At 57.7% G+C, this 23,787-nt stretch carries 24 protein-coding genes; 13 read left to right on the forward strand and 11 right to left on the reverse strand.

The annotated features are described in order from the left end of the window. Positions 1-35: 35 nt before the first annotated feature. The 3 genes from G6N80_RS15120 to G6N80_RS15130 form a co-directional block, all read right to left on the reverse strand. On the reverse strand, positions 36-1,862 hold the full coding sequence (locus tag G6N80_RS15120) for a methyl-accepting chemotaxis protein (protein ID WP_165134970.1): 1,827 nt from the start codon (positions 1,860-1,862) through the stop codon (positions 36-38). A 368-nt stretch (positions 1,863-2,230) separates the two neighbouring features. Beyond that, on the reverse strand, positions 2,231-3,133 hold the full coding sequence (gene rpoH / locus G6N80_RS15125) for an RNA polymerase sigma factor RpoH (RefSeq protein WP_062555529.1): 903 nt from the start codon (positions 3,131-3,133) through the stop codon (positions 2,231-2,233). 288 nt (positions 3,134-3,421) lie between these two features. Next, positions 3,422-4,450, reverse strand: coding sequence for an RluA family pseudouridine synthase (locus tag G6N80_RS15130; RefSeq protein ID WP_165134973.1), 1,029 nt, complete (start codon positions 4,448-4,450; stop codon positions 3,422-3,424). Between the two features lie 42 nt (positions 4,451-4,492). On the opposite strand from G6N80_RS15130, the gene G6N80_RS15135 reads away from it, so the two are divergent. Together G6N80_RS15135 and G6N80_RS15140 are read left to right on the forward strand one after the other, a co-directional pair. After that, positions 4,493-4,876 (forward strand): hypothetical protein, encoded by a 384-nt coding sequence (locus G6N80_RS15135; RefSeq protein WP_062555527.1) that lies wholly within the window; start codon positions 4,493-4,495, stop codon positions 4,874-4,876. 2 nt (positions 4,877-4,878) lie between these two features. Next, entirely contained in the window at positions 4,879-5,721 is an 843-nt protein-coding gene (locus G6N80_RS15140; protein WP_165134976.1) for a TrmH family RNA methyltransferase, read from the forward strand. A 4-nt stretch (positions 5,722-5,725) separates the two neighbouring features. Here the strand turns inward: G6N80_RS15140 and G6N80_RS15145 are convergent, their stop codons facing one another. Continuing rightward, positions 5,726-6,907: a coiled-coil domain-containing protein gene (locus tag G6N80_RS15145; protein WP_165134979.1), complete on the reverse strand. Its 1,182-nt coding sequence runs from the start codon at positions 6,905-6,907 to the stop codon at positions 5,726-5,728. Between the two features lie 130 nt (positions 6,908-7,037). Then, positions 7,038-7,622, reverse strand: a complete 585-nt coding sequence (locus G6N80_RS15150) for a DUF1134 domain-containing protein (RefSeq protein ID WP_062555524.1) — start codon at positions 7,620-7,622, stop codon at positions 7,038-7,040. A gap of 219 nt (positions 7,623-7,841) precedes the next feature. Between G6N80_RS15150 and chpT the strand changes: the two genes are divergently transcribed. Together chpT and G6N80_RS15160 are read left to right on the forward strand one after the other, a co-directional pair. Further along, positions 7,842-8,489 carry a histidine phosphotransferase ChpT gene (gene chpT, locus G6N80_RS15155; protein WP_062555523.1) on the forward strand — a complete coding sequence of 216 codons (648 nt, stop codon included), beginning with the start codon at positions 7,842-7,844 and terminating at the stop codon, positions 8,487-8,489. Between the two features lie 96 nt (positions 8,490-8,585). Continuing rightward, a complete protein-coding gene (locus tag G6N80_RS15160) occupies positions 8,586-8,948 on the forward strand; it encodes a response regulator (protein ID WP_062555522.1) in 363 nt (120 codons plus the stop codon). 181 nt (positions 8,949-9,129) lie between these two features. On the opposite strand, the gene ctrA is transcribed toward G6N80_RS15160, so the two are convergent. After that, positions 9,130-9,831: a response regulator transcription factor CtrA gene (gene ctrA, locus G6N80_RS15165; RefSeq protein WP_062555521.1), complete on the reverse strand. Its 702-nt coding sequence runs from the start codon at positions 9,829-9,831 to the stop codon at positions 9,130-9,132. A gap of 441 nt (positions 9,832-10,272) precedes the next feature. Here ctrA and G6N80_RS15170 point away from each other — a divergent pair, with 441 nt between their 5' ends. Beyond that, positions 10,273-10,623 carry a flagellar export protein FliJ gene (locus tag G6N80_RS15170; protein WP_062555520.1) on the forward strand — a complete coding sequence of 117 codons (351 nt, stop codon included), beginning with the start codon at positions 10,273-10,275 and terminating at the stop codon, positions 10,621-10,623. Between the two features lie 217 nt (positions 10,624-10,840). Here the strand turns inward: G6N80_RS15170 and G6N80_RS15175 are convergent, their stop codons facing one another. The 3 genes from G6N80_RS15175 to G6N80_RS15185 all read right to left on the reverse strand — a co-directional run bounded on the left by G6N80_RS15175 (position 10,841) and on the right by G6N80_RS15185 (position 13,438). Continuing rightward, a complete protein-coding gene (locus G6N80_RS15175) occupies positions 10,841-11,122 on the reverse strand; it encodes a GNAT family N-acetyltransferase (RefSeq protein WP_062555942.1) in 282 nt (93 codons plus the stop codon). A 773-nt stretch (positions 11,123-11,895) separates the two neighbouring features. Then, a complete protein-coding gene (gene sciP / locus G6N80_RS15180; RefSeq protein ID WP_062555519.1) occupies positions 11,896-12,171 on the reverse strand; it encodes a CtrA inhibitor SciP in 276 nt (91 codons plus the stop codon). 238 nt (positions 12,172-12,409) lie between these two features. Further along, positions 12,410-13,438, reverse strand: coding sequence for a DUF2793 domain-containing protein (locus G6N80_RS15185; RefSeq protein WP_165134982.1), 1,029 nt, complete (start codon positions 13,436-13,438; stop codon positions 12,410-12,412). Positions 13,439-13,916: 478 nt separating this feature from the next. Here G6N80_RS15185 and G6N80_RS15190 point away from each other — a divergent pair, with 478 nt between their 5' ends. From G6N80_RS15190 to G6N80_RS15215, 6 genes are all read left to right on the forward strand, one after another. Beyond that, positions 13,917-14,819, forward strand: a complete 903-nt coding sequence (locus G6N80_RS15190) for a branched-chain amino acid ABC transporter permease (RefSeq protein WP_062555517.1) — start codon at positions 13,917-13,919, stop codon at positions 14,817-14,819. Positions 14,820-14,868: 49 nt separating this feature from the next. Next, positions 14,869-16,221: a high-affinity branched-chain amino acid ABC transporter permease LivM gene (gene livM, locus G6N80_RS15195; protein WP_376781753.1), complete on the forward strand. Its 1,353-nt coding sequence runs from the start codon at positions 14,869-14,871 to the stop codon at positions 16,219-16,221. Next, positions 16,221-17,090, forward strand: a complete 870-nt coding sequence (locus tag G6N80_RS15200) for an ABC transporter ATP-binding protein (RefSeq protein WP_165134988.1) — start codon at positions 16,221-16,223, stop codon at positions 17,088-17,090. Before livM ends, G6N80_RS15200 begins: the two co-directional genes overlap by 1 nt. Further along, positions 17,090-17,818: an ABC transporter ATP-binding protein gene (locus G6N80_RS15205; RefSeq protein ID WP_062555514.1), complete on the forward strand. Its 729-nt coding sequence runs from the start codon at positions 17,090-17,092 to the stop codon at positions 17,816-17,818. Before G6N80_RS15200 ends, G6N80_RS15205 begins: the two co-directional genes overlap by 1 nt. A gap of 25 nt (positions 17,819-17,843) precedes the next feature. Continuing rightward, positions 17,844-18,197: a DUF6867 family protein gene (locus G6N80_RS15210; RefSeq protein WP_062555513.1), complete on the forward strand. Its 354-nt coding sequence runs from the start codon at positions 17,844-17,846 to the stop codon at positions 18,195-18,197. A 108-nt stretch (positions 18,198-18,305) separates the two neighbouring features. Next, entirely contained in the window at positions 18,306-19,421 is a 1,116-nt protein-coding gene (locus G6N80_RS15215) for a branched-chain amino acid ABC transporter substrate-binding protein (protein WP_165134991.1), read from the forward strand. A 295-nt stretch (positions 19,422-19,716) separates the two neighbouring features. Here the strand turns inward: G6N80_RS15215 and G6N80_RS15220 are convergent, their stop codons facing one another. Beyond that, complete coding sequence (locus G6N80_RS15220; protein WP_062554860.1) at positions 19,717-20,262, reverse strand: AAA family ATPase; 546 nt, start codon at positions 20,260-20,262, stop codon at positions 19,717-19,719. A gap of 199 nt (positions 20,263-20,461) precedes the next feature. Then, positions 20,462-20,995: a chemotaxis protein CheD gene (locus G6N80_RS15225; protein ID WP_165134994.1), complete on the reverse strand. Its 534-nt coding sequence runs from the start codon at positions 20,993-20,995 to the stop codon at positions 20,462-20,464. Between the two features lie 777 nt (positions 20,996-21,772). Between G6N80_RS15225 and G6N80_RS15230 the strand changes: the two genes are divergently transcribed. Together G6N80_RS15230 and G6N80_RS15235 are read left to right on the forward strand one after the other, a co-directional pair. Then, on the forward strand, positions 21,773-22,888 hold the full coding sequence (locus G6N80_RS15230; protein WP_165134997.1) for a branched-chain amino acid ABC transporter substrate-binding protein: 1,116 nt from the start codon (positions 21,773-21,775) through the stop codon (positions 22,886-22,888). Between the two features lie 254 nt (positions 22,889-23,142). Further along, on the forward strand, positions 23,143-23,754 hold the full coding sequence (locus tag G6N80_RS15235; protein WP_246251418.1) for a hypothetical protein: 612 nt from the start codon (positions 23,143-23,145) through the stop codon (positions 23,752-23,754). Positions 23,755-23,787 lie beyond the last annotated feature (33 nt).

The raw sequence follows: 23,787 nt of genomic DNA on the forward strand, positions 1-23,787 counted from the left end.
ATCTAGACATCTAGACGATCAACCGATGGCTCTGCTCAGAACTCTTCCCAGTCATCCGTCTTCAAGGCCGTGTTACCGACAGTTGCCGAAGCGGCGGGGCGACGTGGGGCGGAAGCCGGAGCGCGCGGCTGTGCCGGTGCCTGATGGCTGGCTGCATGGTTTGTTGCCGGCCGTTGGACCGGGGGTCGGGTGGTGGCGGGCTGAACCGGTCGCTGTTTTGCCTGTGGAAGCACGAAGCCGCTGATCAGGTGGCGAAGCTGTTCTGCCTCCTGCGCCAGAGATGCGCTGGCAGCCGTGGTTTCTTCCACCATCGCGGCATTTTGCTGGGTCATCTGGTCCATCTGGTTGACGGCAGTGTTGACCTCGGAAAGACCCGTCGACTGCTCGCGTGCCGAGCTGGCGATCGACTGCATGTGCTCGTTCACGGCGATGATGTTTTCCTGGATCGTCTTCAGCGCTTCCCCGGTTTCGCTGACGAGCTTCACGCCATTATTGACCTCGTCGGTCGAATTGCGGATCAGTTCCTTGATCTCTTTGGCCGCCTGGGCGGAGCGCTGGGCCAGTTCACGCACTTCCTGCGCTACGACGGCAAAGCCCTTGCCGGCTTCACCGGCGCGGGCGGCCTCGACACCGGCATTCAGCGCCAGGAGGTTGGTCTGGAAAGCGATTTCGTCGATGACGCCGATGATGTTGGAGATCTGCTGCGACGACTGTTCGATCCGGGCCATGGCGCCGACCGCCTCTGACACGATCTTGCCCGAATGCGCGGCACTCTTGTCCGCCGTTTCGCTGGCTTCGCGGGCCTCATCGGTGCGGGCGGAGGCGTTGCGGACGTTGACGGTAATCTGGTCCAGTGCCGCAGCGGTTTCTTCCAGTGCCGCCGCCTGCTGCTCCGTGCGCTTTGAAAGGTCCTGAGCGCTTCCGCTGATTTCGCGCGAGCCACCATCAATCAATTCGGCGGTCCGTGAAACGACCGACAGGGTTTCGCCCAGTCGTGAAACAGCATCGTTCAGGTTCTGACGCAGGGTCTCGAAATCCTTGCTGAAGGCTTCATCCAGACGGAAGGACAGATCGCCGTCTGCGAGTTTGGCCAGCGAACTGCCAATCGTTCTGACCGCGTGCACGCGTCCGCTGACATCGGTCGCGAATTTCACGACCTTGACGACCTTGCCGCTCTCATCGGTTATCGGGTTGTAGGAGGCATTCAGGTAGATGGCCTGGCCGTTCTTTCCCTGCCGAACGATATCTCCGATCACCGGACGGTTCGCGTTGAGCTCTGCCCAGAGTGACGCGTATTCCGCATCGCCTTCCTGACCCTGAGCCAGAAACATGCGATGGTTCTTGCCCTTGATCTCGGCAAGCGTGTAGCCCGCCGTCTTCAGGAAGTTTTCATTGGCGAGCATGATATCGCCGGTCGGCGTAAATTCGATCACCGCCTGGGCGCGGCTTATGGCCTGCAACTGCTTGCGGAAATCCGTGTTCTCGATGCGCTCCTGGGCATTCGCCCATTCGACCACAAATCCGGTGATGGTGCTGCCGCGCTTGATCGGGTTTACGATCAGGTCAAATGTACGGTTGCCGACATGAATGGTGGCCCTGTGCTGCTTGGTGAGACCTGCAAGCATCTTGCGCTGATGGGACGGGTTCTTGTGGAATATGTCGATATTGCTGCCGAGAAGCGTGCGCATGTCGAAACGGGGAAGCTCCTGCTTCAACTCGCTTTCCGCCTCCTGCAGGAGTTCGCGCACCGCACCGTTCATGTAGATGATGTTCAGCTTCGCGTCCGCTATCATCACATTCGCGGTGAGCATGTCGATGGCTGCCAATTTTGCGCTGTCTGTACCGGATGCGAAAGGAAACATGCTTGACCCCGATCTGTGCCCACCTGAACATCCGTCAGGGTCAGCCGTGCGATAACCCTCAAGAGGATGTGGCGACAGTTACATCCTGACGTTTTATTCAGATATGTGCCTGCGAGGTAACCGAAAGCTTAAAGCCCCTCCACAACAATTAGGGGTTTAGTTTTTCATGCATAAAGTGATATATTGTTATTTTCTAATATTAATGTAGCTAAATCAATAGGTAGGTCGGCCGTCGCACCGACGCAGCCGCAACGCCCATGCATTCGCCTCTCTCGTCATAAAGTATAACAAGCGTCAAAACTTCGGCTGCCGACTAAAATGTAAGGCGATCCGGCGGAGGTTTGCGCCGCCGTACCGACGGATCCGCCTTACGCGTCAACGACGCGCAAGGCCTTCGCAGCAGCCAGAGCTTCCTTCTGGACGGCTTCCTGCACCTTTTCAAAGGCGCGGACTTCGATCTGACGCACGCGTTCGCGGCTGATATCGAACTCGGCTGAGAGCTCTTCCAGCGTTACCGGGTCTTCCGACAGACGTCGCGCTTCGAAGATCCGGCGTTCCCGCTCATTGAGCACGCTGAGCGCCCGTTCCAACATGCGGCGTCGCGTTTCCAGCTCGTCCTGCTCGATCAGAACGTCTTCCTGGCTATCGTGGTCGTCGACCAGCCAATCCTGCCACTGACCCGATTCACCTTCCGTCGCGCGAATGGGCGCGTTCAATGAGGCATCGCCGGTCAGGCGACGGTTCATCGAAATCACTTCCTCTTCTGAGACATTCAGCTTCGTCGCAATCTCGCGGACCTGTTCCGGCTTCAGATCACCCTCGTCGATTGCCTGAATACGACCCTTCAGGCGGCGCAGGTTAAAAAACAGACGCTTTTGATTGGCGGTCGTACCCATCTTGACGAGTGACCAGGAGCGCAGGATGTATTCCTGGATGGAGGCCTTGATCCACCACATTGCATAGGTCGCCAGACGGAAACCGCGCTCGGGATCGAACTTCTTGACCGCCTGCATCAGGCCGACATTACCTTCAGAGACGACTTCGCCGATCGGCAGGCCGTAGCCGCGATAGCCCATGGCAATTTTCGCCACGAGTCTCAAATGCGAAGTCACCAGTTGATGTGCGGCGTCGCGATCCCCATGTTCATTATACCGCTTGGCAAGCATGTATTCCTGCTGCGGTTCCAGCATCGGGAATTTGCGGATTTCGTCCAGATAGCGGTTCAGACCAGCTTCGCCGGCTGTAATGGACGGAAGTGTGTTGCGGGCCATAGAGCACCCCTTTCTTCGTTTCCGGCTCCCTGGAAGCGTCTGCCGCTGGCGAGCCTGTGCGGCGCGAGTCTTGGCGACCTCGCACCGAGCCACGTGACAGATAAGTATTGGATTTGCACCGTTCAAGCCTGTCCTTAGCTAGATACGCTGTGGAATCTGGCTGGATCATGACATGTTGATCGGCGGTATCGATTTCCCGCGCAGAGCTACCGATCAACTTCAGACGCGCCAAACCTGCCCGGCGCACTTCATAAACACCCGAGGCAGCAGAATGTTGCGGTTTGCATCTTATTCTGCGCGAAGAGCGTCCAGAAGCACGTCGAAATCCTCTGGCATCGGTGCCTCGAATTCCATGATTTCGCCCGTGCGCGGATGTTCGAAGGCGAGCAGATAGGCGTGCAGTGCCTGCCTGCGAAAGCCGTTCACCGCCTCGCGCGCCGCATCCGGCAGGCGGTTGGCCTTGGTCTTGAAGGCTGCGCCGTAATCCGGATCTCCGATCAGCGGATGACCGATATGGGCCATGTGAACACGGATCTGATGAGTGCGGCCGGTTTCCAGCCGGCATTCCACCAGAGCCGCCAGAGCCGTGGAATCCTCCCGCTCGTGAAAACGTTCCACCACCTCGTAGTGCGTGATGGCCTCACGCGCATCCATGCTCTCCTCGCGTTTCACGCTGCGCTTGGTGCGGTCGGCCGTCGAGCGGCCAAGCGGTGCATCGATCGTGCCGCGCAATTGCTGCGGACGCCCCCAGACGAGGGCAAGATAGGCGCGCTCCAGATCGCCCGTGCGACCGTGATCGGCAAACTGGTCCGCCAGATGGCGATGTGCCATATCGTTCTTCGCAACGACCATGACGCCGCTCGTATCCTTGTCGAGACGATGCACGATGCCCGGTCGCTTGACGCCACCAATGCCCGAAAGACTGTCGCCGCAATGGTGGATCAGGGCGTTGACCAGCGTACCGGTCCAATTTCCGGCACCCGGATGCACCACCAGTCCGGCTGGCTTTGCGATCACGATCAGGTCATCGTCTTCGTAAAGAACCTCGAGCGGAATATCCTCGCCCTTCGGCTCCGGATCTTCCGGCTCCGGGGCCTCGATTTCGACAACCATGCCCGGATGAACCTTTTTTTTCGGCTCAAGGCAGGGCTTGGCATCAATGTACACCGCACCTTGCTCGATCAGCGACTTGATGCGATTGCGGGAAAACTCACCCTCCAGAACACCGGTCAGCCACGAATCCAGCCGCCCTTCGGCATCTTCTCCGGCAGTCAGCACTTTCCTTGGCGTCTCGCCTTGATTAAAGGGGTCGTTCATTTCTTTGTTTCCGATGACATTGACAGCAAGGGCGCCTGACTGATGGCCAATCATGATACCGAGCACCAGCAAGACGACGAGCCGCTCGATCCGGTGATGGAAAACGTTCGGCGGAAGATGGTTCGTCTGCAGATCGTCTCAAGCGGCATCATAATCGTCAGCCTTATGGCCGTGTTGTTCGCGGTTGTCTATAAGGTGAAGAACCGGCCTGAACCGGAAAAACTGGCAGCGCCTGCCGGGTTCGCGGTACCCGCCGACCAGCCGCTTTCCGCACGCGCCGCCTTGCCGCAGGGTTTCGAGATCCAGTCCGTTTCCAGTTCCGGCAGCCAGATCCTGTTCTGGGGCAGCCTGAAGGGTGAGCGCAAGGCGCTGATCTTCGATCTGTCCGTTGGCCGGATCGTAGCGGATGTGACGGTCACCAACTGACCATGCGTGACACTGCCCGCCAGATCATCCGCATAAACGATCCGCATGATCCGCGTATCGCCGAGTTTCGCGATATTCGCGAGCGGGATCTGGTTGGCCGTCACGGGCAGTTCATAGCGGAAGGTACGGTCGTGCTACGCATGCTGGCTGCCGCCCACGTGTCAGCCAAGGCACGCTTTCGTGCGGAGACGCTTCTGCTGCTGGAGAACCGCCTGGAGGGTCTCGGTGAGATTCTTGCGGCGTTTCCCGCCGAAGTCCCGGTCTATGTCGCCTCCGCTGCGGTTCTCGATCAGATCGCAGGCTTTCACCTTCACCGCGGCGTTCTGGCGCTCGGTTCCCGTATGCTGGAGCAGGGTGCGGACGCGCTTTTGAACGCGCTGCCGGAAAAGGCCTTGGTCGGCGTTTGTTGCGGCATTTCCAACCATGACAACATAGGATCGATCTTCCGCAACGCTGCGGCCTTTGGAGTGAGTGCGCTGCTTCTGGACGAAACCTGCTGTGATCCGCTCTATCGCAAGGCCTTGCGGGTCTCTGTCGGCTCCGTCCTATCTGTACCGTTTGCACGCGGTGGTGCGGCGCTTTCGCTGCTGGAAACCGTGGATCGAGCGGGCTTTGCGATTTTCGGGCTTTCGCCACGTGGCGAGATCGATATCCGGAACGTCCCAAAGGGCAACCGCGTTGCACTGGTGACCGGGACTGAGGGAGAGGGGCTGCCTGCCCACATCATGGAGCGCTTCCAGACAGCCCGTATTCCGCAAATGCCGCAGCTGGACAGCCTCAATGCAGCAACAGCTACCGGTATCGCGCTTTATGAAATGGCGCGCGGCCAGGACTTGCTCGGCTGATCTTTTATTCCGCCGTCGCTGCTGGCGAGACGCGGTCGATCGCCATGGCCGCCCGTTCGGCAAGGCTCAGATCGTCGTTGTCTTCCGGCTTATCCCTGGCCGCGGCAAGCAACGAGGCTTTCAGCTCTTCTCCATTGCCATCCTTCACAGCCGTCAGGGCAACCATATCGGCGGCGATGGCGGCAAGTTCCGCGCGAACAGCATCCTGGGCCTTCTTCGTCTTCGCCTTCGTCAATTGGGCCGTCAGTGCCGTAGAACGGCTTCGAAGATCGGTTTCGAGCGTCTGTACGGGCAACATGTTGTCTTCGTCATCATCCGTGGTTTCGAGAAGTGCTGCCGCCGCGGCCTTCTTCGCATTGGCTGGAAGTTTCTTGCGCGGCAAGGGGTAGTTGCCCGTGACCGGCTGGACCACCTCTGCGCTGCTACTACGCGCAGTGCGCATACGATCCAGTTCCTGTTCGCGCCACTGAAGCCGCGTTTCGAGATCCGCCTTCGCTGCGGTTTCCCTTGCCAGCTTCTTTTCCAGCCGTGCCAGTTTGCGCTCTGCTTCCTGCAAACGCATTTCGGCATCTTTTGCCCGCGTTGTCAGAAGTTTCGTGTCGATTCGAAGCGTATCGCGTTCCTCGCGCAATGCAGTGCCGCGCAGGCGGCTGCTTTCAATCTCGGTCTCACGGGCAGACAGGTCGAGGCGCAGATCATCGATTTCCGCCGTCAGACGGGTCATGCGACGCTCCAGCGCCTCGATTGTTTCGTTCCGCGCCGATACGTTCGTTTCGACCAGATGCAGCGATTCCTTCAACTGCCGAATGAAGCCTTCTTCGCGACGCAGGCGTGAGCGCAGATCGGCGGCCTCGGTGCTCATATCCTGCACCTGCATTTGCAGTTCGTGGTTGCTGGAATGCAGTTCGGACGCTTCAGCCGCCAGCTTGTCGAACCGGATCTGCATGCCGACGGCCTTATCCCGTTCCTGCAGCAGTTCCTGCTTGGTGCGTGCGTTTTCGGCGGCGTAGACGGCGCGCGCCATGTCCCGCTGCGCCCGCACTTCCGAGGGGCTGATGGGCATGGTGGCCTTGAGACGGTTCTCGGTATAAACGACGACGCGGCGATGGACCGCCGGTGCCAGGATCATGACCAGCAGGACGGCGCTCAGAAAGCCGAACCCGAAGAGTAGCGCGAATTGTATCACGGAAGATCCAAAGCAGGCTGGCAATTTCCGATAGTGCTAACCGATCCCATGCCGGACAGCAATATGTGCAACTGCGTTAACAGGCAGGATGGCGCGGCAAGGCGGGATAGACTGCCGCCGGCTCGCGGAATCAAAAGGGATTCCATGTCGGCTGCTGCGTGAACTTCAGATAACCGACATTGACGCCAAGGCGTGCGCCAAGCCCGGTGCGGATGGGAACGAGGACGATCTGGTCGTTGCGCAGGGCCGTCATGCCGACGCCTGCCACCACGAAGGCCGAGCCGCTGACGCCGCCAAAGCGCGCATACAGGCTCTGGATATCCGGCAGATTATAGACCAGCATCATGGTGCGGGCGCCCTGGCCGCCATAGTCCAGACCCAGAGATGGTCCCTGCCAGAAGGCCGGGTGCTGACCAGCATTCTTTGTGTAAAGCTCGCCTTCGCCATAGGTCAGGCCGGCAATGAATGCACCGGACCCTTCCTGGCCGAGGATGTAACCGTTTGGCAGACCATACTGAGAGAAGGCCTTCTCCACGACCTTGGCCAGCCCGCCGCTTGTGGAGCCGAAGAAGCCGTGTCCGGCATCGACAATTTCCTGCACCGAATATTGCGATCCCGATTGGGCCTGTGCGGGCGTGGACATGACTGAAACCAGCGTTGCGCCGAGTGTGGCGACTACGAGCCGGGCAACAGCGGAAAGTCTTCTGATGATCATGGGCCTGTCCGTTTGTTCGAAAATCGTATGCCTGGGTCACGGCTGCACTATTCTGCTGCCATCCTGTTAACAACCGGTTTACCAAAAATGGTGTCATTATGGCGGCGAAGCACCGAACCCAAGTCGAGAAGAACAGGTCCGGGCAATCTTGCAATGTCAGTCCCTCGTGATGCGCGATAGCCGCGCCTGCGAGAGCCACCGGAACAGGAACCGAAATCCATGCCGAAGAATCCGAACCTCACTCTGAGCGGTCCCGATCTGGCGGCGCTCCTGTGCAGCCGTGTCTGCCACGATGTCATTTCGCCCGTTGGCGCCATCAACAACGGTCTCGAACTGCTGGATGAAGGCGGTACCGATGCCGACGCGCTGGACCTGATCCGCACCTCCGCCCTCAATGCTTCGGTTCGCCTGAAGTTTGCCCGTCTGGCGTTTGGGGCCTCCGGTTCCGTTGGCGCTTCCATTGACACGGGTGAAGCGGAGAAAGCCGCAAAAGACTTTGCCGCGGCGGAAAAAAAGACCGAAGTGACGTGGAGCGGTCCGCGCGCCATCATTCCGAAGAACCGCGTGAAGCTGCTGCTCAACCTCTTCCTCGTGGCCTACAGCGCCATTCCGCGCGGCGGCTCGATGGACATCGTTCTGGAGGACGTTGAGACCGATCCGAAATTCTCCATCACCGTAAAGGGCCGCATGCTGCGCGTTCCCGCCAAGTATGTGGAAATCAACTCCGGTACGCTGGAAGAGGCTGTCGATGGCCACACCATCCAGCCCTACTACACGGTACTTCTGGCCGACGAATGCGGCATGGAGCTGAAACACGTTTCCTACGAAGACCGCATCACCTTTATCGCAGAAGGTGCAGTCGTCTAATCACTGGTAACCTTTCATTAGCGCGAACTCTATAACCTCAACCCGCGTGCGATAACGTACGCGGGGTATGGTCCATTTGGTCCAATGGAGGGTTCGATGCAGCGCCTGATGATCGCCGACAGTTCAGACATTGTTCGAACGGTTGCCAAGCGCATTCTGACCGAACTCGATTTTCTGGTGGTCGAAGCAACGTCCGGCCGCGAGGCGATGATGCGCTGCCAGGCGGAGATCCCGTCGATCCTCATCGTGGATGCCGCACTGGATGGTGCGCTAGACCTGATTGCCGGTGTCCGTGGCCTGCCACAGGGCAAGGCGGTTCGCATCTACTACTGCGTCATCGAAGCCGATCTGAAGAAGATGATGCAAGGCAAGCGGGCTGGCGCAGACGACTTCCTGCTGAAGCCCTTCGACCGCAAGATCCTCTCTTCGGTCTTTGCCAACCTGCCCAAGGTTGCCTGAACGGGACTTTTTCCCAACCGATAGATCGTTGAAGCGCGAGGCAACGAGTGCCTGCCGCCAAGGCTTGCCGTGCCTTGGCGCTTGAGCCGGAATAGGATCTTCCTTGCTGGGAGAAACGGCAAAACGCCCGCAGCGTGAGCTCCGGGCGCTTCTTTATGAAACCTGCGGGATGGCAACCGTATCAGGCGGTTTCGGCGTATTCGCTGCCGTCCGGCTCGCGCAGCACATAGCCACGGCCCCAGACGGTTTCGATGTAGTTCGCCCCACCGGCGGCATTGGCCAGCTTTTTGCGCAGTTTGCAGATGAAGACGTCGATGATCTTCAGTTCCGGCTCATCCATACCGCCATACAGATGGTTCAGGAACATTTCCTTCGTCAGAGTCGTGCCCTTTCGCAGGGAAAGAAGCTCGAGCATCTGGTATTCCTTGCCAGTCAGATGGACGCGCTGTCCACCCACTTCAACCGTCTTGGCGTCGAGGTTCACAATCAGCTCACCGGTGACGATGATCGATTGTGCATGGCCCTTCGAACGGCGGACGATGGCGTGAATACGTGCGACCAGCTCATCCTTGTGGAATGGCTTGGTCATGTAGTCGTCGGCGCCGAAACCGAGACCACGAACCTTGTCCTCGATGCCGGCCATGCCGGACAGGATGAGGATAGGTGTCTTTACCTTGGAAAGACGAAGCGTACGAAGAACCTCGTAACCGGACATGTCCGGCAAGTTGAGATCCAAAAGAATGATATCGTAGTCGTACAGCTTGCCAAGGTCGACGCCCTCTTCCCCGAGGTCGGTCGTATAAACATTGAAGCTCTCGGACTTAAGCATCAGCTCGATGCTCTGGGCAGTCGCGCTGTCATCTTCGATGAGTAGAACCCGCATAATTTTCCCCTTAACCGCCGCGAAGGTGTGGATTGCCCCCTAACGCGAAACGGATCCAGACGTTGCCTGATTTGGAAGCTGACACCAATTGGTTAACAAACTCTGACTCCCTTTGGCAAGGCATAGGAATTCGTTAAACAAACTTGGTATTCGCCTGATTTCTCTCGTGAATCTGCCAGCGCCATACCTGAATCTTTTTGGGAGGAAATTCCCTTAAGTGATTCATACGACTCATCATTGTCGTCGGCCGAATTCGGCCATGGCATTTACGGACCCTTAAATGATCGTCCCTATCATTAATGATGCCCGTAAATGAAAGGTTACCGCGCGGGAAAAATAATTAACGGCGCGGCAATTTTTATGTCCCAAGTGTTGCACTGTGGACTCAGGGTTTGAGAGTGTGAAATGGCCGGGGTCTCGCTATCCACGGGAGTATTGCGTATGAAGACGCGTGACAGCCTTGTACGCCTGAAGGAATTTCAGGTGAATGAGAAACGCCGACAGCTGCAACAGTTGCAGATGATGATGGCCGAATTCGAACGGATGGCGAAGGAACTGGAGCACCAGATTTCGCTGGAAGAGAAGAAATCGGGAATTTCCGATCCGAATCACTTTGCATATCCAACATTTGCAAAGGCGGCTCGCCAGCGGGCCGATAACCTTCAGGTCTCCATCAAGGAGTTGAAGGTGCAGCAGGATGCAGCCGAACTGGCGCTTGAAGAAGCCCAGGCCGAGCATGCAAAAGCAACGGCACTGGAAGAAAGGGATGCGACGGTTCGGGCTCGCGCCTGATATCGTTTGCACCGTTCCAACAAAAAACTAAAGCCACGCGAGGGTAAACCTGGCGTGGGCTTTTTGCGTGATATGCACCTGATCAAGAGCCGGACCCTTGCCGGGCTGACGACCTAGAGCACTTCCGGTGAAAGCAGGATCACCTGCAATGCTCTATCTCTTTGGTTTTTAAGCAGTCCGGACGTAAAACCGCTAACGCACTTTTACTGGACCTGCTCTATTTCTGGATGATGTCCTGCCAGTCAGGATGTCTTTCCACCTGAGCCTTGAAGAAGGGGCAGAGCGGAATGATCTTCCAGCCATTCGTCCTTGCTTCCGTGACTGCAAACTCGGCCAATGCCTGACCAACTCCCTTGCCACGCAGCGCATCGTCAACTTGCGTGTGATCGATGATGATGAGGCGAGGGGAGGTTCGCGAATAGGTCATCTCGCCGTGGTGGCCGTCCAGTTCCGCCTTGTAAAAGCCACCCGAGCCTGTTTCGCCCTGTGTGATATTCATGATCGTCTCCATTGGCGCAAGCCTGACCAATGCGGGCAGGCCGCCTGTCACGCATCATTGTGCGTTTCGGATGAGAGAATTGGGTCTTGGACGGTGAGCGGTCAATACCCGGCAGCCATGCAGCGCAGCTGCACGCAGTGGAACCGGAATAGGGGGAGGTCTTAGAGCGGAATTCGACCTGATTGGATCAATTCTGTCGGCCCAAACCGGTTGTTCCACGAGGAGAAGGGCGCGTGGCGTAGCCGTAGCATACGCCCAAGCCCTTCGACAAAGTGGACGGCCGGTTTCGGCCAACCCTCCCGCCGGATTGCCTTGCAATCCGGCAAGCATTTGAAGTGCCGGACACGCTTGTCGCTTTGCCTCGGCAAAGCGGCGTGGCCGGTGGGCAGCATGTATTTTCGCCATTACCTTCGGCTTTCGCCTCGGACGTATATCCCGATATGCCCGTCGGCAAAATCCTTGATCCTGACGAAAATCCATTGCTGCAGAATGATTCAATCAGGTCGAACTCCGCTCTAATCCCGAGCGGGCGCTAATGCATGTCGCGCTCAACCGGATTCGGTTGAGCGGAACGAACATGCATTATTTGAAGGTCTTACAGCGTCGTTCGCGCGTTCGAACGCGCCGCGCCGTAACGCATCTGTCGAAGTGGTCTATGGCTGACGTGATGCGAATAGCGAGCGCGGAAGAGGGCGCGCGCCTTGATGAGGCGCATGCAAAAACCCCTGGAATGCCAGGGGGTATCAAGGCGCAAACGCGCCTGTCATGCCTGGTTAGTGGCGATACTGCTGGATCCGCGTCGTCCGCAGGCCGGCCAGGCCATGATCATTGATGGAAGACTGCCAGGACAGGAATTCCTCAACAGTCAAAGTATAGCGTGCGCAGGCTTCCTCGAGGCTCAAAAGGCCACCACGCACCGCTGCAACCACTTCAGCCTTACGACGGATAACCCAGCGGCGCGTGTTTGCCGGGGGCAGGTCAGCAATCGTCAGGGGGCTGCCATCGGGGCCGATGACATATTTTACTCGTGGACGGATCATTTCGGTCATTGGACTCTCTACATTACACAAGACCACGAAAGCGACCGTAGCGCCGCAGCTTTAACAATTGACTAAATCGAAAAGGCAAATTGTCCGAATCACTGTCCTCGACGAAACTTATTGCGTGGAGTCTCGCGCTGCCGTTTTTAATTACTGAATTCTAATATACTTGGAGCTGCTGGTTGAAGTCGGTTGATGCTGGACCCGCACCGGCCGGAAACGGATCCAGGTTGTTAAGGTGTCGAAATCAGAGGCGTATTAGCGTCAGCTCTGTTTCTGCTGGACCTTCTGTCACGGTCGCTGTTCCCTGATGCACGAGAACCAGTTTCTCGCCCGCAGCGAGATAGGTGACCGTCGAGCCGGACAGGCTGACGGGAGCGGACGAGGGGAAGCGGAGTGTCGTCAAAGTTTCCCCGCTCTCCCTGTTCAGGCTCACACGATAGGCGCTGGCCGTTGAAATCGTGACCTTGAGATCGAGTTGATAGAGCCCCTCGATCGGAACGATCACCGGTTTGCCACCGCCCGCAAGCGTGCTGCCAAGCGAGATGCCTCCCTGTTCCAGGCTCACGGTCGTAAAACCGGTGATGGATCCGGAAGTCACCAGGGTCGAGCCTGCCTCATTGCGCACCCGTCCAAGAGGCCGCATCGGCTGGTTGACAGCGCCGTCAGGGCGGATGTGCAGCGCGGTGTTCCAGCTGACGCCATCGGAAGACACCTTGAACGAAAAGCTGTCCGAACCGGCAAGGCCCATCTCGGCGCGGCCGGACCAGTTGCTCTGGAACAGGATGGAGGCCGTATCACCGGTCGCTGCCTTGTTGATGGTAACCCGGTGCGAATTGCCGGCATGGTTCAGCAGAGTGGCGGGCGAGGACACCAGAAGCCGGTTGTAATCATCCGGCGTTGCGCCGATGCCGAGCCTCTGTGGGGTCAGCACCTGGGGCAGGGCTGGCCTGATCCAGTTCACGCCATCGAAAACCTTGAGGACAGCCTCAGTTCGAAACCATGCCCGATACCCGGGCAATGGCTGCCAGAAGCCCCAGGCCCCGTCTCTCAGCGTCGCAACCATGCCATCATAGCCAGACCACGCACCCGTCGCGCCCGGGCTCACTGCGTAGCACTCCCCGTTCCGCGGCTCTGTCGGAGGGGATTGCGCCTCCATTTCGACGGTGAGTTGAACCAGGCAATCCAGCAGGTCGAGGGCCTCGTTATGGGTCAGGTGCTTCTGCGCCTGAGAGGGCAATATATAAGGTAATGAAAGTCGCGGGCTCTTATCCATTTTCATCGATCTCCTGAAACCAAAGACGATCAGCGACACTCAGGCAGCCTTCCTGCAGCAGGGTGTCAGCGAACGGAACGATGATAGGTGCAGGTCTGCAGGGTGGCGGTCTGGATCCCTACGCAGATTCTATGCTTCTCTATACTTCGTAGCGAAAGCAAAAAGCGAAGACTTGTCATGAGTTTCGCTACGGCTCGGCGGCAGGCGTGTTGCGTGCGCTCCTTGCCGGTGTGCGGGCATGCCCTGTGCGACCGCTGGCACACGGCCAGAATTTCAGCATCGGCTGCCGTTTTCCTGATACCTTTGTTCTTTCTAACATCAGTTTAAGAAGAGGTTGTTGGAAGATTTGCCGCAGCAGTCTTTTTTGCTTCACATTTCGGACGAAAACGTTATCAATCGGGCCAATGTTAAGAACCCATAAGGGCCAAACATACAGAGGCGCAACGGCTGAGCCAGACTGCGCCGCGGGGGAAAATTAATGGAGTACTTCATCCAGCAGCTCCTGAACGGGCTGACTCTTGGATCGATCTATGGCCTTGTCGCAATCGGCTATACGATGGTCTATGGTATTATCGGCATGATCAACTTCGCCCATGGCGATATCTTCATGCTTGGCGGCTTCGCTGCCCTGATCGTCTTTCTTGTTCTCACGACATTCGTTGCAGGCGTTCCGGTCGCCCTGGCGCTTCTGGTCATGCTCGTCGTCGCGATGCTTGTGACGAGTCTCTGGAACTGGACAATCGAACGTGTTGCCTATCGGCCGCTTCGCGGATCCTTCCGTCTGGCGCCGCTGATTACCGCGATCGGCATGTCCATCGTTCTGTCGAACTTCATTCAGGTCACGCAGGGTCCGCGCAACAAGCCGATCCCGCCGCTGGTCAATGACGTGTATCACTTCGGTGATGTGACGATCTCGCTCAAGCAGATCCTCATCGTTCTGGTGACGTCCATTCTCCTGTTCGTCTTCTGGTACATCGTCAACAAGACGCCGCTTGGGCGCGCCCAGCGTGCGACCGAGCAGGACCGGAAGATGGCGGCGCTGCTCGGCGTGGATGTCGACCGCACGATCTCCATCACCTTCATCATGGGTGCGGCGCTGGCGGCTGTGGCTGGCTCGATGTATCTCATGTATTACGGCGTGGCCTCGTTCGCCGATGGCTTTATTCCAGGCGTCAAGGCGTTTACGGCGGCCGTTCTCGGCGGCATCGGCTCGCTTCCGGGCGCCGTGCTGGGCGGTCTCCTGATCGGGCTGATCGAATCGCTCTGGTCTGCCTATTTCTCCATTGCCTACAAGGACGTGGCGACCTTCGCCATTCTCGCCTTCGTGCTGATTTTCAAGCCGACCGGCATCCTGGGCCGACCTGAAGTGGAGAAGGTGTAAGAAGATGGCAAACTCTCCTGTCACGACGAGTGAAGACTCGTCCGGCCTGATGGCCAGAGCCATCAAGGAAGGTCTTTTTGCGGGCCTGCTGGCCTTCGGAATGTTCCTGCTTTATGTGGGTATCGAGACCTATCAGAACATCGACAACAAGCTGGTATGGCGCACCCGCTGGGGTCTGCTGGCTATCTTCGTGATCGCCTCCGCTCTGGGTCGCTTCCTTGTCGTCGGCTTCATCAAGCCGCATATCGACCGACGCAAGCTGGCCAAGGCCAAGGCCGGCATTCCGGAGATCTCTTCCGAAAAGGGTTTCTTCCACACCCATTTCCTGAAGATTGCTCTGGTTGCTCTTGTTCTGTATCCGCCGCTTGCCATCATGCTGAACGGCGTGCAGGGATCGCTGAAGTTTGTCGACAACTTCGGTATCCAGATCCTCATCTACGTCATGCTTGCCTGGGGTCTGAACGTTGTTGTCGGCCTCGCCGGTCTTCTCGACCTCGGCTACGTGGCCTTCTATGCGGTGGGCGCCTATTCCTACGCGCTGCTTTCGGACCAGTTCGGCCTGTCCTTCTGGATCCTTTTGCCCTTGGCGGGTATTCTGGCTGCCTTCTGGGGCATCATTCTCGGCTTCCCGGTCTTGAGGTTGAGAGGTGACTATCTTGCCATCGTGACGCTGGCTTTTGGTGAAATCATCCGCCTCGTGCTGATGAACTGGACCGAAGTCACGGGCGGTACGGCTGGAATCTCCGGTATCGCGAAGGCATCCGTATTCGGCATCTATTCCTTCGATGTCGGGGCGCCGAACAATTTTGCGAAGTCTTTCGGTCTGCCGATGTCCTCGGCCTACTACAAGATCTTCCTCTTCTACGTCATTCTCGGGCTGTGCATGCTGACGGCCTATGTGACCATGAAGCTGCGCCGCATGCCCATCGGCCGGGCGTGGGAAGCGTTGCGCGAGGATGAAATCGCCTGCCGGTCGCTCGGCATCGATACGGTGAAGACCAAGCTGACGGCCTTTGCTATCGGGGCGATGTTCGGCGGCTTTGCCGGATCGTTCTTTGCGGCTCGCCAGGGCTTCGTGTCGCCGGAAAGCTTCGTCTTCCTGGAATCTGCCGTCATCCTGGCGGTGGTCGTTCTGGGTGGCATGGGTTCGCTGACCGGTATTGCGGTCGCCGCCATCGTCATGGTGGGCGGTACCGAACTGTTGCGCGAGATGGAATTCCTGAAGCATGTCTTCGGTGACGACTTCACGCCTGAACTGTACCGCATGCTGATTTTCGGTCTGGCCATGGTGGTGGTCATGCTGTTCAAGCCGCGCGGTTTTGTCGGCTCGCGTGAACCGACGGCCTTCCTCAAGGAGCGCAAGGCCGTTTCCGGAAGCTTCACCAAGGAGGGGCATGGCTGATGACCTCCGGAACTCAGACGATGAACAAAGACACCATCCTGAATGTCGAACATCTCTCGATGCGCTTTGGCGGGTTGATGGCGATCAACGACCTGTCCTTTCAGGTCAAGCGCGGCGATATCACCGCGCTGATCGGCCCGAACGGCGCGGGAAAGACGACCGTCTTCAACTGCATTACCGGCTTCTACAAGCCAACAATGGGCATGATCACCATGACCCAGCGTGCCGGTGGCCAGTATCTGCTGGAAAGGCTGTCGGATTTCGAGATCACCAAGCAGGCCAAGGTCGCACGTACCTTCCAGAACATTCGCCTCTTCGGTGGACTGACCGTTCTGGAAAACCTGCTTGTGGCGCAACACAACAAGCTGATGAAGGCGTCCGGCTATACGGTCATGGGTCTGCTCGGGCTTGGCTCCTACAAGCGCGAGGCGGAAGCCGCGATCGAAACGGCGCGTCAATGGCTCGAGCGGGCGGATCTCATCGATCGTGCGGATGATCCGGCAGGCGATCTTTCCTACGGCGCCCAGCGCCGTCTGGAAATCGCGCGCGCCATGTGCACAGGGCCTGAGCTGCTCTGCCTGGATGAGCCAGCTGCCGGCTTGAACCCCAAGGAGTCACTCGCGCTTAATGCCCTTCTCAATGGCATCCGTGATGAAACGGGTACCTCGATCCTGCTGATCGAGCACGACATGTCGGTGGTCATGGAAATTTCCGACCATGTCGTGGTGCTGGAATATGGTCAGAAGATTTCTGACGGCACACCGGATCACGTCAAGAATGATCCGAAGGTGATTGCCGCCTATCTCGGCGTCGAGGACGACGAGGTGGAAGAAGTCATTCATGAAGAACTCGACGGGAGTGCGCACTGATGTCTGGCGAACCTCTTCTGAAGGTCTCCGGCGTCGAGACCTATTACGGCAACATTCGTGCGCTGGCCGGTGTTGATATCGATGTAAAAAAGGGCGAAATCGTCAGCCTGATCGGTGCCAACGGTGCTGGCAAGTCAACGCTGATGATGACGATCTGCGGTAGCCCGCAGGCCCGTCACGGAAGCGTGGAATTCGACGGTCGCGATATCACCCGCATGCCGACGCATGAAATCGCGCGGCTGCGCATTGCGCAATCGCCGGAAGGTCGCCGCATCTTCCCGCGCATGACTGTCTATGAAAACCTGCAGATGGGCGCAGGGCTCGACAATCTGAAATACTTCCATGAGGACGTGGAAAAGATTTTCGCGCTGTTCCCCCGCCTGCGGGAGCGTCAGAGCCAGCGTGGTGGCACATTGTCCGGTGGCGAGCAGCAGATGCTCTCCATTGGTCGTGCCCTGATGGCACGCCCCAAGCTTCTGCTGCTGGATGAGCCTTCTCTCGGGTTGGCACCACTTATCGTCAAGCAGATCTTCGAAGCCATCAAAGTCCTCAACGAGAAGGAAGGTCTGACCGTCTTCCTGGTGGAACAGAATGCGTTTGCGGCATTGAAACTGTCGCACCGCGCCTACGTGATGGTAAACGGTCGGGTCACGATGAGCGGCTCCGGCAAGGAATTGCTTGCCAATCCGGAAGTTCGTGCCGCCTATCTCGAAGGCGGACGTCATTGAGCGCCGTGGCAAGGAGGGTTTGACAATGCAAGGTCTTTTCTTTGAAAGCGATACCGGCGCCCGCTATGCGCTTCGCTTCGTGGTTCTGCTCATCGGTTTCTGGACTGCCTGGCGCACGGGTCGTGCCGTAGCCGATGGTTGGGGCAACCCGCCGCTGGTGATCGCCTATACGTTCCTGTTGGGCGTGATGATGCGCTTCCTGCATTTCTCGCTCTTTCAGGGGCCGTTCCTCAGCCTTGGCTTCTACTTGCTGGATGTCGCTATCCTTCTGGTGTTTGCCTTTGCCGGGTTCCGCCACCGTCGCACCGAGCAGATGAGTCAAAATTATTACTGGCTCTATGAAAAAAGTTCACCGTTCTCCTGGCGTTCCAAGACTTGACGGCGAACTAGTTTCTACTCATAGTTGTAGTGCGCATTGATTTTGCGGCGCGAGGCTCAGGCCTCGCGCCGCAACTGTTTTATTCAACGCATATTTTGGGAGAAACTCATGAAGTATCCTCTTCTATCTGGAATTGCTTTTTCTGCCATCGTGGCGATGGGCGGCTCTGCCTGGGCCGACGTCGTGGTCGGTGTGGGTGCCCCTCTGACCGGTCCCAATGCCGCTTTCGGTGCACAGATCCAGAAGGGTGCTGAACAGGCTGCGGCGGACATCAACGCTGCTGGCGGCATCAACGGCGAGAAGATCAAGATCGTTCTCGGTGATGACGTGTCCGACCCGAAGCAGGGCGTTTCGGTTGCCAACAAGTTCGTGGCCGATGGCGTGAAGTTCGTGGTGGGCCACTTCAATTCGTCGGTCTCCATCCCGGCAGCTGAAGTCTATGCCGAAAACGGCATCCTGCAGGTAACGCCTTCTTCCACAAACCCGAAGTATACCGAGCGCGGCCTGTGGAACACGTTCCGCACCTGCGGCCGTGACGACCAGCAGGGCGAAGTGGCTGGCAAGTACATTGCCGAGAAGTTCAAGAGCGCGAAGGTCGCGGTCGTTCACGACAAGACGACCTATGGTCAGGGTCTTGCCGACGAGACCAAGAAGGCCATGAACAAGCTGGGCGTGAAGGAAGCCATCTACGAAGGCATCACGGTTGGCGACAAGGACTTCTCTGCACTCGTCTCGAAGATGAAGGCAGCGGGCGTTGGCGTCGTTTACTATGGCGGCCTGCACACGGAAGCCGGTCTCCTGATGCGCCAGATGGCGGACCAGGGCCTGAAGGCTCCTCTGATGTCGGGCGATGGCATCACCTCGAACGAGCTTGCCTCGATTGCAGGTGACGCAGTCAACGGCACGCTGATGACGTTCCCGCCGGATCCGCGCACGAACCCGAATGCAAAGGACCTCGTCGAGAAGTTCCGCAAGGCTGGCTTCGAGCCGGAAGCCTACACGCTGTATTCCTATGCAGCACTTCAGATCATCGCCGACGCTGCCAAGGCTGCGAAGACGAACGATCCGCAGAAGGTTGCCGAGACAATGAAGTCGAAGGGCCCGTTCAAGACGGTGATCGGCGATATCGGTTTCGACAAGAAGGGTGACATCACGCGTCCTGACTATGTCATGTACGAGTGGAAGAAGGGCCCGGACGGCAAGTATTCCTACTTCCAGATGTAAGACATCATCGGCGGTTCATCCGTCCATGGGAAAGGGTCGGCATGCGCCGGCCCTCAGACTGCGGACAATCTTGCCCATCATACGCGACGTCATTCTCGGCCTTGCGCCGAGAACCGACTGCGATCCAACAAAATCAGGCGGGTGTCGATGCTCGGGCCTGTTGGTTCAAGGCCAAGCATAGCGGCATGTGGAATGAAGGTTGGTCAACAGCTGTGGCTCTTGATAGCCGAACCACGGTGCCTTCAGACATTTGTTCCCGTCCGGCGCGCTCAACTTGCGACCATCGGTGTAAAGCTCAGGTTTTTCCGATATGGGCCTCCACGAAATCCGCTCGGAAGGCTATGCCGTTGCGCGGCAGTTCGATCAGTCTGTAGCCAAGTTTCGGATAAAACGCACACAAGCGTTCATATTCCGCCACAGCAGCATACAGATCATGTTTTCGCTGAGCGTCATTGACGTAGATCTCCGGCCAAGGTGGTGTCATGAAAACCACCGGCTGATATCGGTGCTGCGCACACAGGGCCAGAACGCGATCTTCTTCATTTTTGCCGGGTGACGTGTGCAGCAAGGCGCATGCGGCGTCGATCAATCCGCGGTCGAAGAAAACGACACTCTCAGCCGATCGGTTCTCCTCTAGATCTCTGAGCGAAAGTGCGATTGCCCGGCGTGCGAATGCGGCGGGATTTGACCAGGGCAATGCTGCTCCGTCGCCAGCTTGTTCTTTCGCTACGATCCGTCTTCCGGGTTCAGGGACAATGGAATGGCCGCGTTGCCCCAGTTCTGCAAGCAGTGAGGACTTACCGCCGCCTGAGCAGCCTGAAATGACGTGAAAGTGCGGCATCTGGACGGGTTCTCCTTCGGCACGAGGTCTATTGCTGCGGAACAGCAGGCGCCTGATATTCAGACGCAATTTTCAGATTGCTCCGGTTTCGCGCGCCGATTCGCACACTGGGATCGCAATGGAGCCGTGGGATCGATCGAAGTCGAACCGCCCGGGCAATTCCTCACTGTGCTTCCCTGTGATTGCTGGCCAGAAGGCCTCAGGCGGATTTTCGCGACAGGCTGATCACCGTGCGGCGCGAGGCCGAGAATGCGGGCGAATCGCGTGTTTCGCGTACTTTGGTGCGTCCGCTGGCTGGATGAAAATTGACCCAGCGCGCCACTTGGCCGCCAAGGCTCGATTCGATGAGTTTCAATCCGTTGGCGTTCACAAAGGCCAGCGCGAAGTCCGCATTCAGCACGCCTGGTTCGTAGGAACCGTCATTGCGTGCGCGCCCGCCGAAAAGCTTGACCATCAACCTTTCCCGCTGAGCCCCTCTGCGGCAGAGGTTGCTGAGAAGTCCCGGCATGGCCACGTCTCCATAGCGATACCTTTGCTCTTGAGGCGCGCGCTCACCGCCGATCGGCAGGACGAAATGGTTGATGCCGCCGATCCCCGCGACCGGATCATAGATGCATGCGCAAACACATGAGCCCAGAACGGTGCTGAAATAGGTGCCCTCCGTGGAAGAGACGGCGTATTGTCCGCTGAGGACATGCACGATTTTGTAGCCACCATCATCCTGCGCAAACACTGTTATGCCTCTCGGATCCCTTGGGCCACTCGCTCCGGATAACGCGGTGCTCGCCTGACTTACCGCGCTCCATTCTACGTGGTAGAGCGTTAAATCGCCATGATAACTTAAGGTTTCATGATCTGTGTGGTTGCAATTTTCAGAGCATGGTCAACGAAAATTAAAGCTCTTCCACGAGCCGGAACGGGCTCCGGCGGACGGTTGTCGTCGTGTCGTTCGCCCTCAATCTGTAGTTTCTGTTTATACCTAAGTATGACTCTATTTTGGTAGCGGAATGCGATCAACGACAGGCTGAATTCCTCACGATGAATCAGATGGCGCTGCCGGGGTCATTTCCGTTTCATTCAACGCCCGTTCAATGGTTTTCAACAGCGTTCAAATTAAGCTGTGAATCAGCTCAATTATAATCATTGTGAATGTGTTCTGATTCTCGGATGGATCGTCTCAAGGCTGGCGGTCATTGGCGGATTGCGCTCTGCAAGATCATGAAAAATCTATGTTTTCATATGCAGCCTGCGCGTAATTTCATCATCTTGCCTAGTTTGTTGTCGTTGTCTTTGCGGAATCGAGCTGCAGAATTTTTGAAACGAATGCATCAATCATACTGATGCATCCTATGCGGGAATCGCTAAATTAACTCTCTAGCAAGAGTAAGAATTGACATGGCATTGCTTTCCGCTCCAGAGTGCGCGCCGGGGAAACTGTTACCTGCGCAAGGAAAGTGGGGCTTGCGAAGGTTTTTTATTCGACCCGCTAAATAAAACTGGGAGTACAAGAATGAAGAAGTCTCTTCTTTCGGCAGTCGCGCTGACTGCAGTTGTCGCCTTCGGCGGCTCTGCGTGGGCCGACATTTTGGTGGGCGTTGGCGGTCCGCTGACAGGCCCGAATGCTGCCTTTGGCGCGCAGTTGCAGAAGGGCGCTGAACAGGCTGCGGCAGACATCAACGCTGCTGGCGGCATCAACGGCGAGAAGATCAAGATCGTTCTCGGTGATGACGTGTCCGACCCGAAGCAGGGCGTTTCGGTTGCCAACAAGTTCGTGGCCGATGGCGTGAAGTTCGTGGTGGGTCACTTCAATTCGGCGGTTTCCATTCCGACGGCTGAAGTCTATGCCGAAAACGGCATCCTGCAGGTAACGCCTGCCTCCACCAACCCGAAGTTCACCGAGCGCGGCCTGTGGAACACCTTCCGCACCTGCGGCCGTGACGACCAGCAGGGCGAAGTGGCTGGCAAGTACATTGCCGAGAAGTTCAAGAGCGCGAAGGTCGCGGTCGTTCACGACAAGACGACCTATGGTCAGGGTCTTGCCGACGAGACCAAGAAGGCCATGAACAAGCTGGGCGTGAAGGAAGCCATCTACGAAGGCATCACGGTTGGCGACAAGGACTTCTCTGCACTCGTCTCGAAGATGAAGGCAGCGGGCGTTGGCGTCGTTTACTACGGTGGTCTGCACACCGAAGCTGGTCTCCTGATGCGCCAGATGGCGGACCAGGGCCTGAAGGCTCCTCTGATGTCGGGCGATGGCATCACCTCGAACGAGCTTGCCTCGATTGCAGGTGACGCAGTCAACGGCACGCTGATGACGTTCCCGCCGGATCCGCGCACGAACCCGAATGCAAAGGACCTCGTCGAGAAGTTCCGCAAGGCTGGCTTCGAGCCGGAAGCCTACACGCTGTATTCCTATGCAGCACTTCAGATCATCGCCGACGCTGCCAAGGCTGCGAAGACGAACGATCCGCAGAAGGTTGCCGAGACAATGAAGTCGAAGGGCCCGTTCAAGACGGTGATCGGCGATATCGGTTTCGACAAGAAGGGTGACATCACGCGTCCTGACTATGTCATGTACGAGTGGAAGAAGGGCCCGGACGGCAAGTATTCCTACTTCCAGATGTAAGACATCATCGGCGGTTCATCCGTCCATGGGAAAGGGTCGGCATGCGCCGGCCCTTTTTTGTTGTGTAAATGTTGGCTAAGGCTGCAAAAGCTTGAAAGTTGTTGGCACTTTGCGCAAGATTTGTCGGAGACGAGCGTGTCGCGATCTTTCGGATTTGCTCCTGATGCTTTCTCTCTTTATTTTATCGCATGTCGTTGTCGCAAAACCGCTGCACACTTTTGCGCGGCATGCTTTAACGGATGAAGGGTCTTATCATGCGTTTCAGGCTTGCCGCTTTTGTTTTGCTGGTTGTCTTGGCCGGGTGCTCGCAGGTGACGGAAAAGGCCGAGGGCATGGCCAACCGGTCTTTCACCAGCTATGCGCTCGGAAAACCCTATGCTCAGGTTGCCAGCCTCGGAACTTCGCCGATGGACAGGCTGGCCGGAGACGACCGCGCGACCTTTGGCCCGATGATCGGCGCCACACCGCTTTCAAATGGCCAGATGATCTATCGCCACATTGCCTCTGCAGCACGGACCGAGCGCGGGGCAGACTTTGGCGGTCTGGTCTCCAGCTCTTCCGTCACGAGCAACAACCGCCTGTCGTATTTTCTCGTTGGACAAGACGGAATCGTGAAAGATTGGGCCACAGGGTCCGTGCCCGGCGATGCGACCAGTTGCATGCGCTATATCGGCGGTATCATCCAGCAATGCGCGGACATGGCCCAGCAGCAAACCTCGCTTGCCATTTACGATTCCAAGGTGCTGACGAAAGACAATCAACCGATATCCGTCTGGGGCCAGCCGGCGAATGTAGCGGCAAATCAACAGGCTGGCGGTCCGACTGCCTCGCAGCCACGAGCACCTACGCGAGCACCCAGGGGCTGATCGGATCGCTGATCCGGTCTGGCCGTGCGGTCA

This window comes from Rhizobium rhizoryzae (assembly GCF_011046895.1).
In the GTDB taxonomy this organism is placed as follows: domain Bacteria; phylum Pseudomonadota; class Alphaproteobacteria; order Rhizobiales; family Rhizobiaceae; genus Neorhizobium; species Neorhizobium rhizoryzae.

What these genes read in the sequence shown, in the direction of transcription:
- livM (WP_376781753.1), top strand. Translation starts at nt 14,869, where the DNA reads ATGGCCAGAGCCATCAAGGAAGGTCTTTTTGCGGGCCTGCTGGCCTTC.
- G6N80_RS15205 (WP_062555514.1), top strand. Translation starts at nt 17,090, where the DNA reads ATGTCTGGCGAACCTCTTCTGAAGGTCTCCGGCGTCGAGACCTATTAC.
- G6N80_RS15130 (WP_165134973.1), bottom strand. Translation starts at nt 4,450, where the DNA reads ATGAACGACCCCTTTAATCAAGGCGAGACGCCAAGGAAAGTGCTGACT.
- sciP (WP_062555519.1), bottom strand. Translation starts at nt 12,171, where the DNA reads ATGACCGAAATGATCCGTCCACGAGTAAAATATGTCATCGGCCCCGAT.
- rpoH (WP_062555529.1), bottom strand. Translation starts at nt 3,133, where the DNA reads ATGGCCCGCAACACACTTCCGTCCATTACAGCCGGCGAAGCTGGTCTG.
- G6N80_RS15185 (WP_165134982.1), bottom strand. Translation starts at nt 13,438, where the DNA reads ATGGATAAGAGCCCGCGACTTTCATTACCTTATATATTGCCCTCTCAG.
- G6N80_RS15140 (WP_165134976.1), top strand. Translation starts at nt 4,879, where the DNA reads ATGCGTGACACTGCCCGCCAGATCATCCGCATAAACGATCCGCATGAT.
- G6N80_RS15210 (WP_062555513.1), top strand. Translation starts at nt 17,844, where the DNA reads ATGCAAGGTCTTTTCTTTGAAAGCGATACCGGCGCCCGCTATGCGCTT.
- G6N80_RS15150 (WP_062555524.1), bottom strand. Translation starts at nt 7,622, where the DNA reads ATGATCATCAGAAGACTTTCCGCTGTTGCCCGGCTCGTAGTCGCCACA.
- ctrA (WP_062555521.1), bottom strand. Translation starts at nt 9,831, where the DNA reads ATGCGGGTTCTACTCATCGAAGATGACAGCGCGACTGCCCAGAGCATC.
- G6N80_RS15170 (WP_062555520.1), top strand. Translation starts at nt 10,273, where the DNA reads ATGAAGACGCGTGACAGCCTTGTACGCCTGAAGGAATTTCAGGTGAAT.
- G6N80_RS15175 (WP_062555942.1), bottom strand. Translation starts at nt 11,122, where the DNA reads ATGAATATCACACAGGGCGAAACAGGCTCGGGTGGCTTTTACAAGGCG.
- G6N80_RS15220 (WP_062554860.1), bottom strand. Translation starts at nt 20,262, where the DNA reads ATGCCGCACTTTCACGTCATTTCAGGCTGCTCAGGCGGCGGTAAGTCC.
- G6N80_RS15135 (WP_062555527.1), top strand. Translation starts at nt 4,493, where the DNA reads ATGGCCAATCATGATACCGAGCACCAGCAAGACGACGAGCCGCTCGAT.
- G6N80_RS15120 (WP_165134970.1), bottom strand. Translation starts at nt 1,862, where the DNA reads ATGTTTCCTTTCGCATCCGGTACAGACAGCGCAAAATTGGCAGCCATC.
- G6N80_RS15235 (WP_246251418.1), top strand. Translation starts at nt 23,143, where the DNA reads ATGCGTTTCAGGCTTGCCGCTTTTGTTTTGCTGGTTGTCTTGGCCGGG.
- chpT (WP_062555523.1), top strand. Translation starts at nt 7,842, where the DNA reads ATGCCGAAGAATCCGAACCTCACTCTGAGCGGTCCCGATCTGGCGGCG.
- G6N80_RS15200 (WP_165134988.1), top strand. Translation starts at nt 16,221, where the DNA reads ATGACCTCCGGAACTCAGACGATGAACAAAGACACCATCCTGAATGTC.
- G6N80_RS15215 (WP_165134991.1), top strand. Translation starts at nt 18,306, where the DNA reads ATGAAGTATCCTCTTCTATCTGGAATTGCTTTTTCTGCCATCGTGGCG.
- G6N80_RS15230 (WP_165134997.1), top strand. Translation starts at nt 21,773, where the DNA reads ATGAAGAAGTCTCTTCTTTCGGCAGTCGCGCTGACTGCAGTTGTCGCC.
- G6N80_RS15190 (WP_062555517.1), top strand. Translation starts at nt 13,917, where the DNA reads ATGGAGTACTTCATCCAGCAGCTCCTGAACGGGCTGACTCTTGGATCG.
- G6N80_RS15160 (WP_062555522.1), top strand. Translation starts at nt 8,586, where the DNA reads ATGCAGCGCCTGATGATCGCCGACAGTTCAGACATTGTTCGAACGGTT.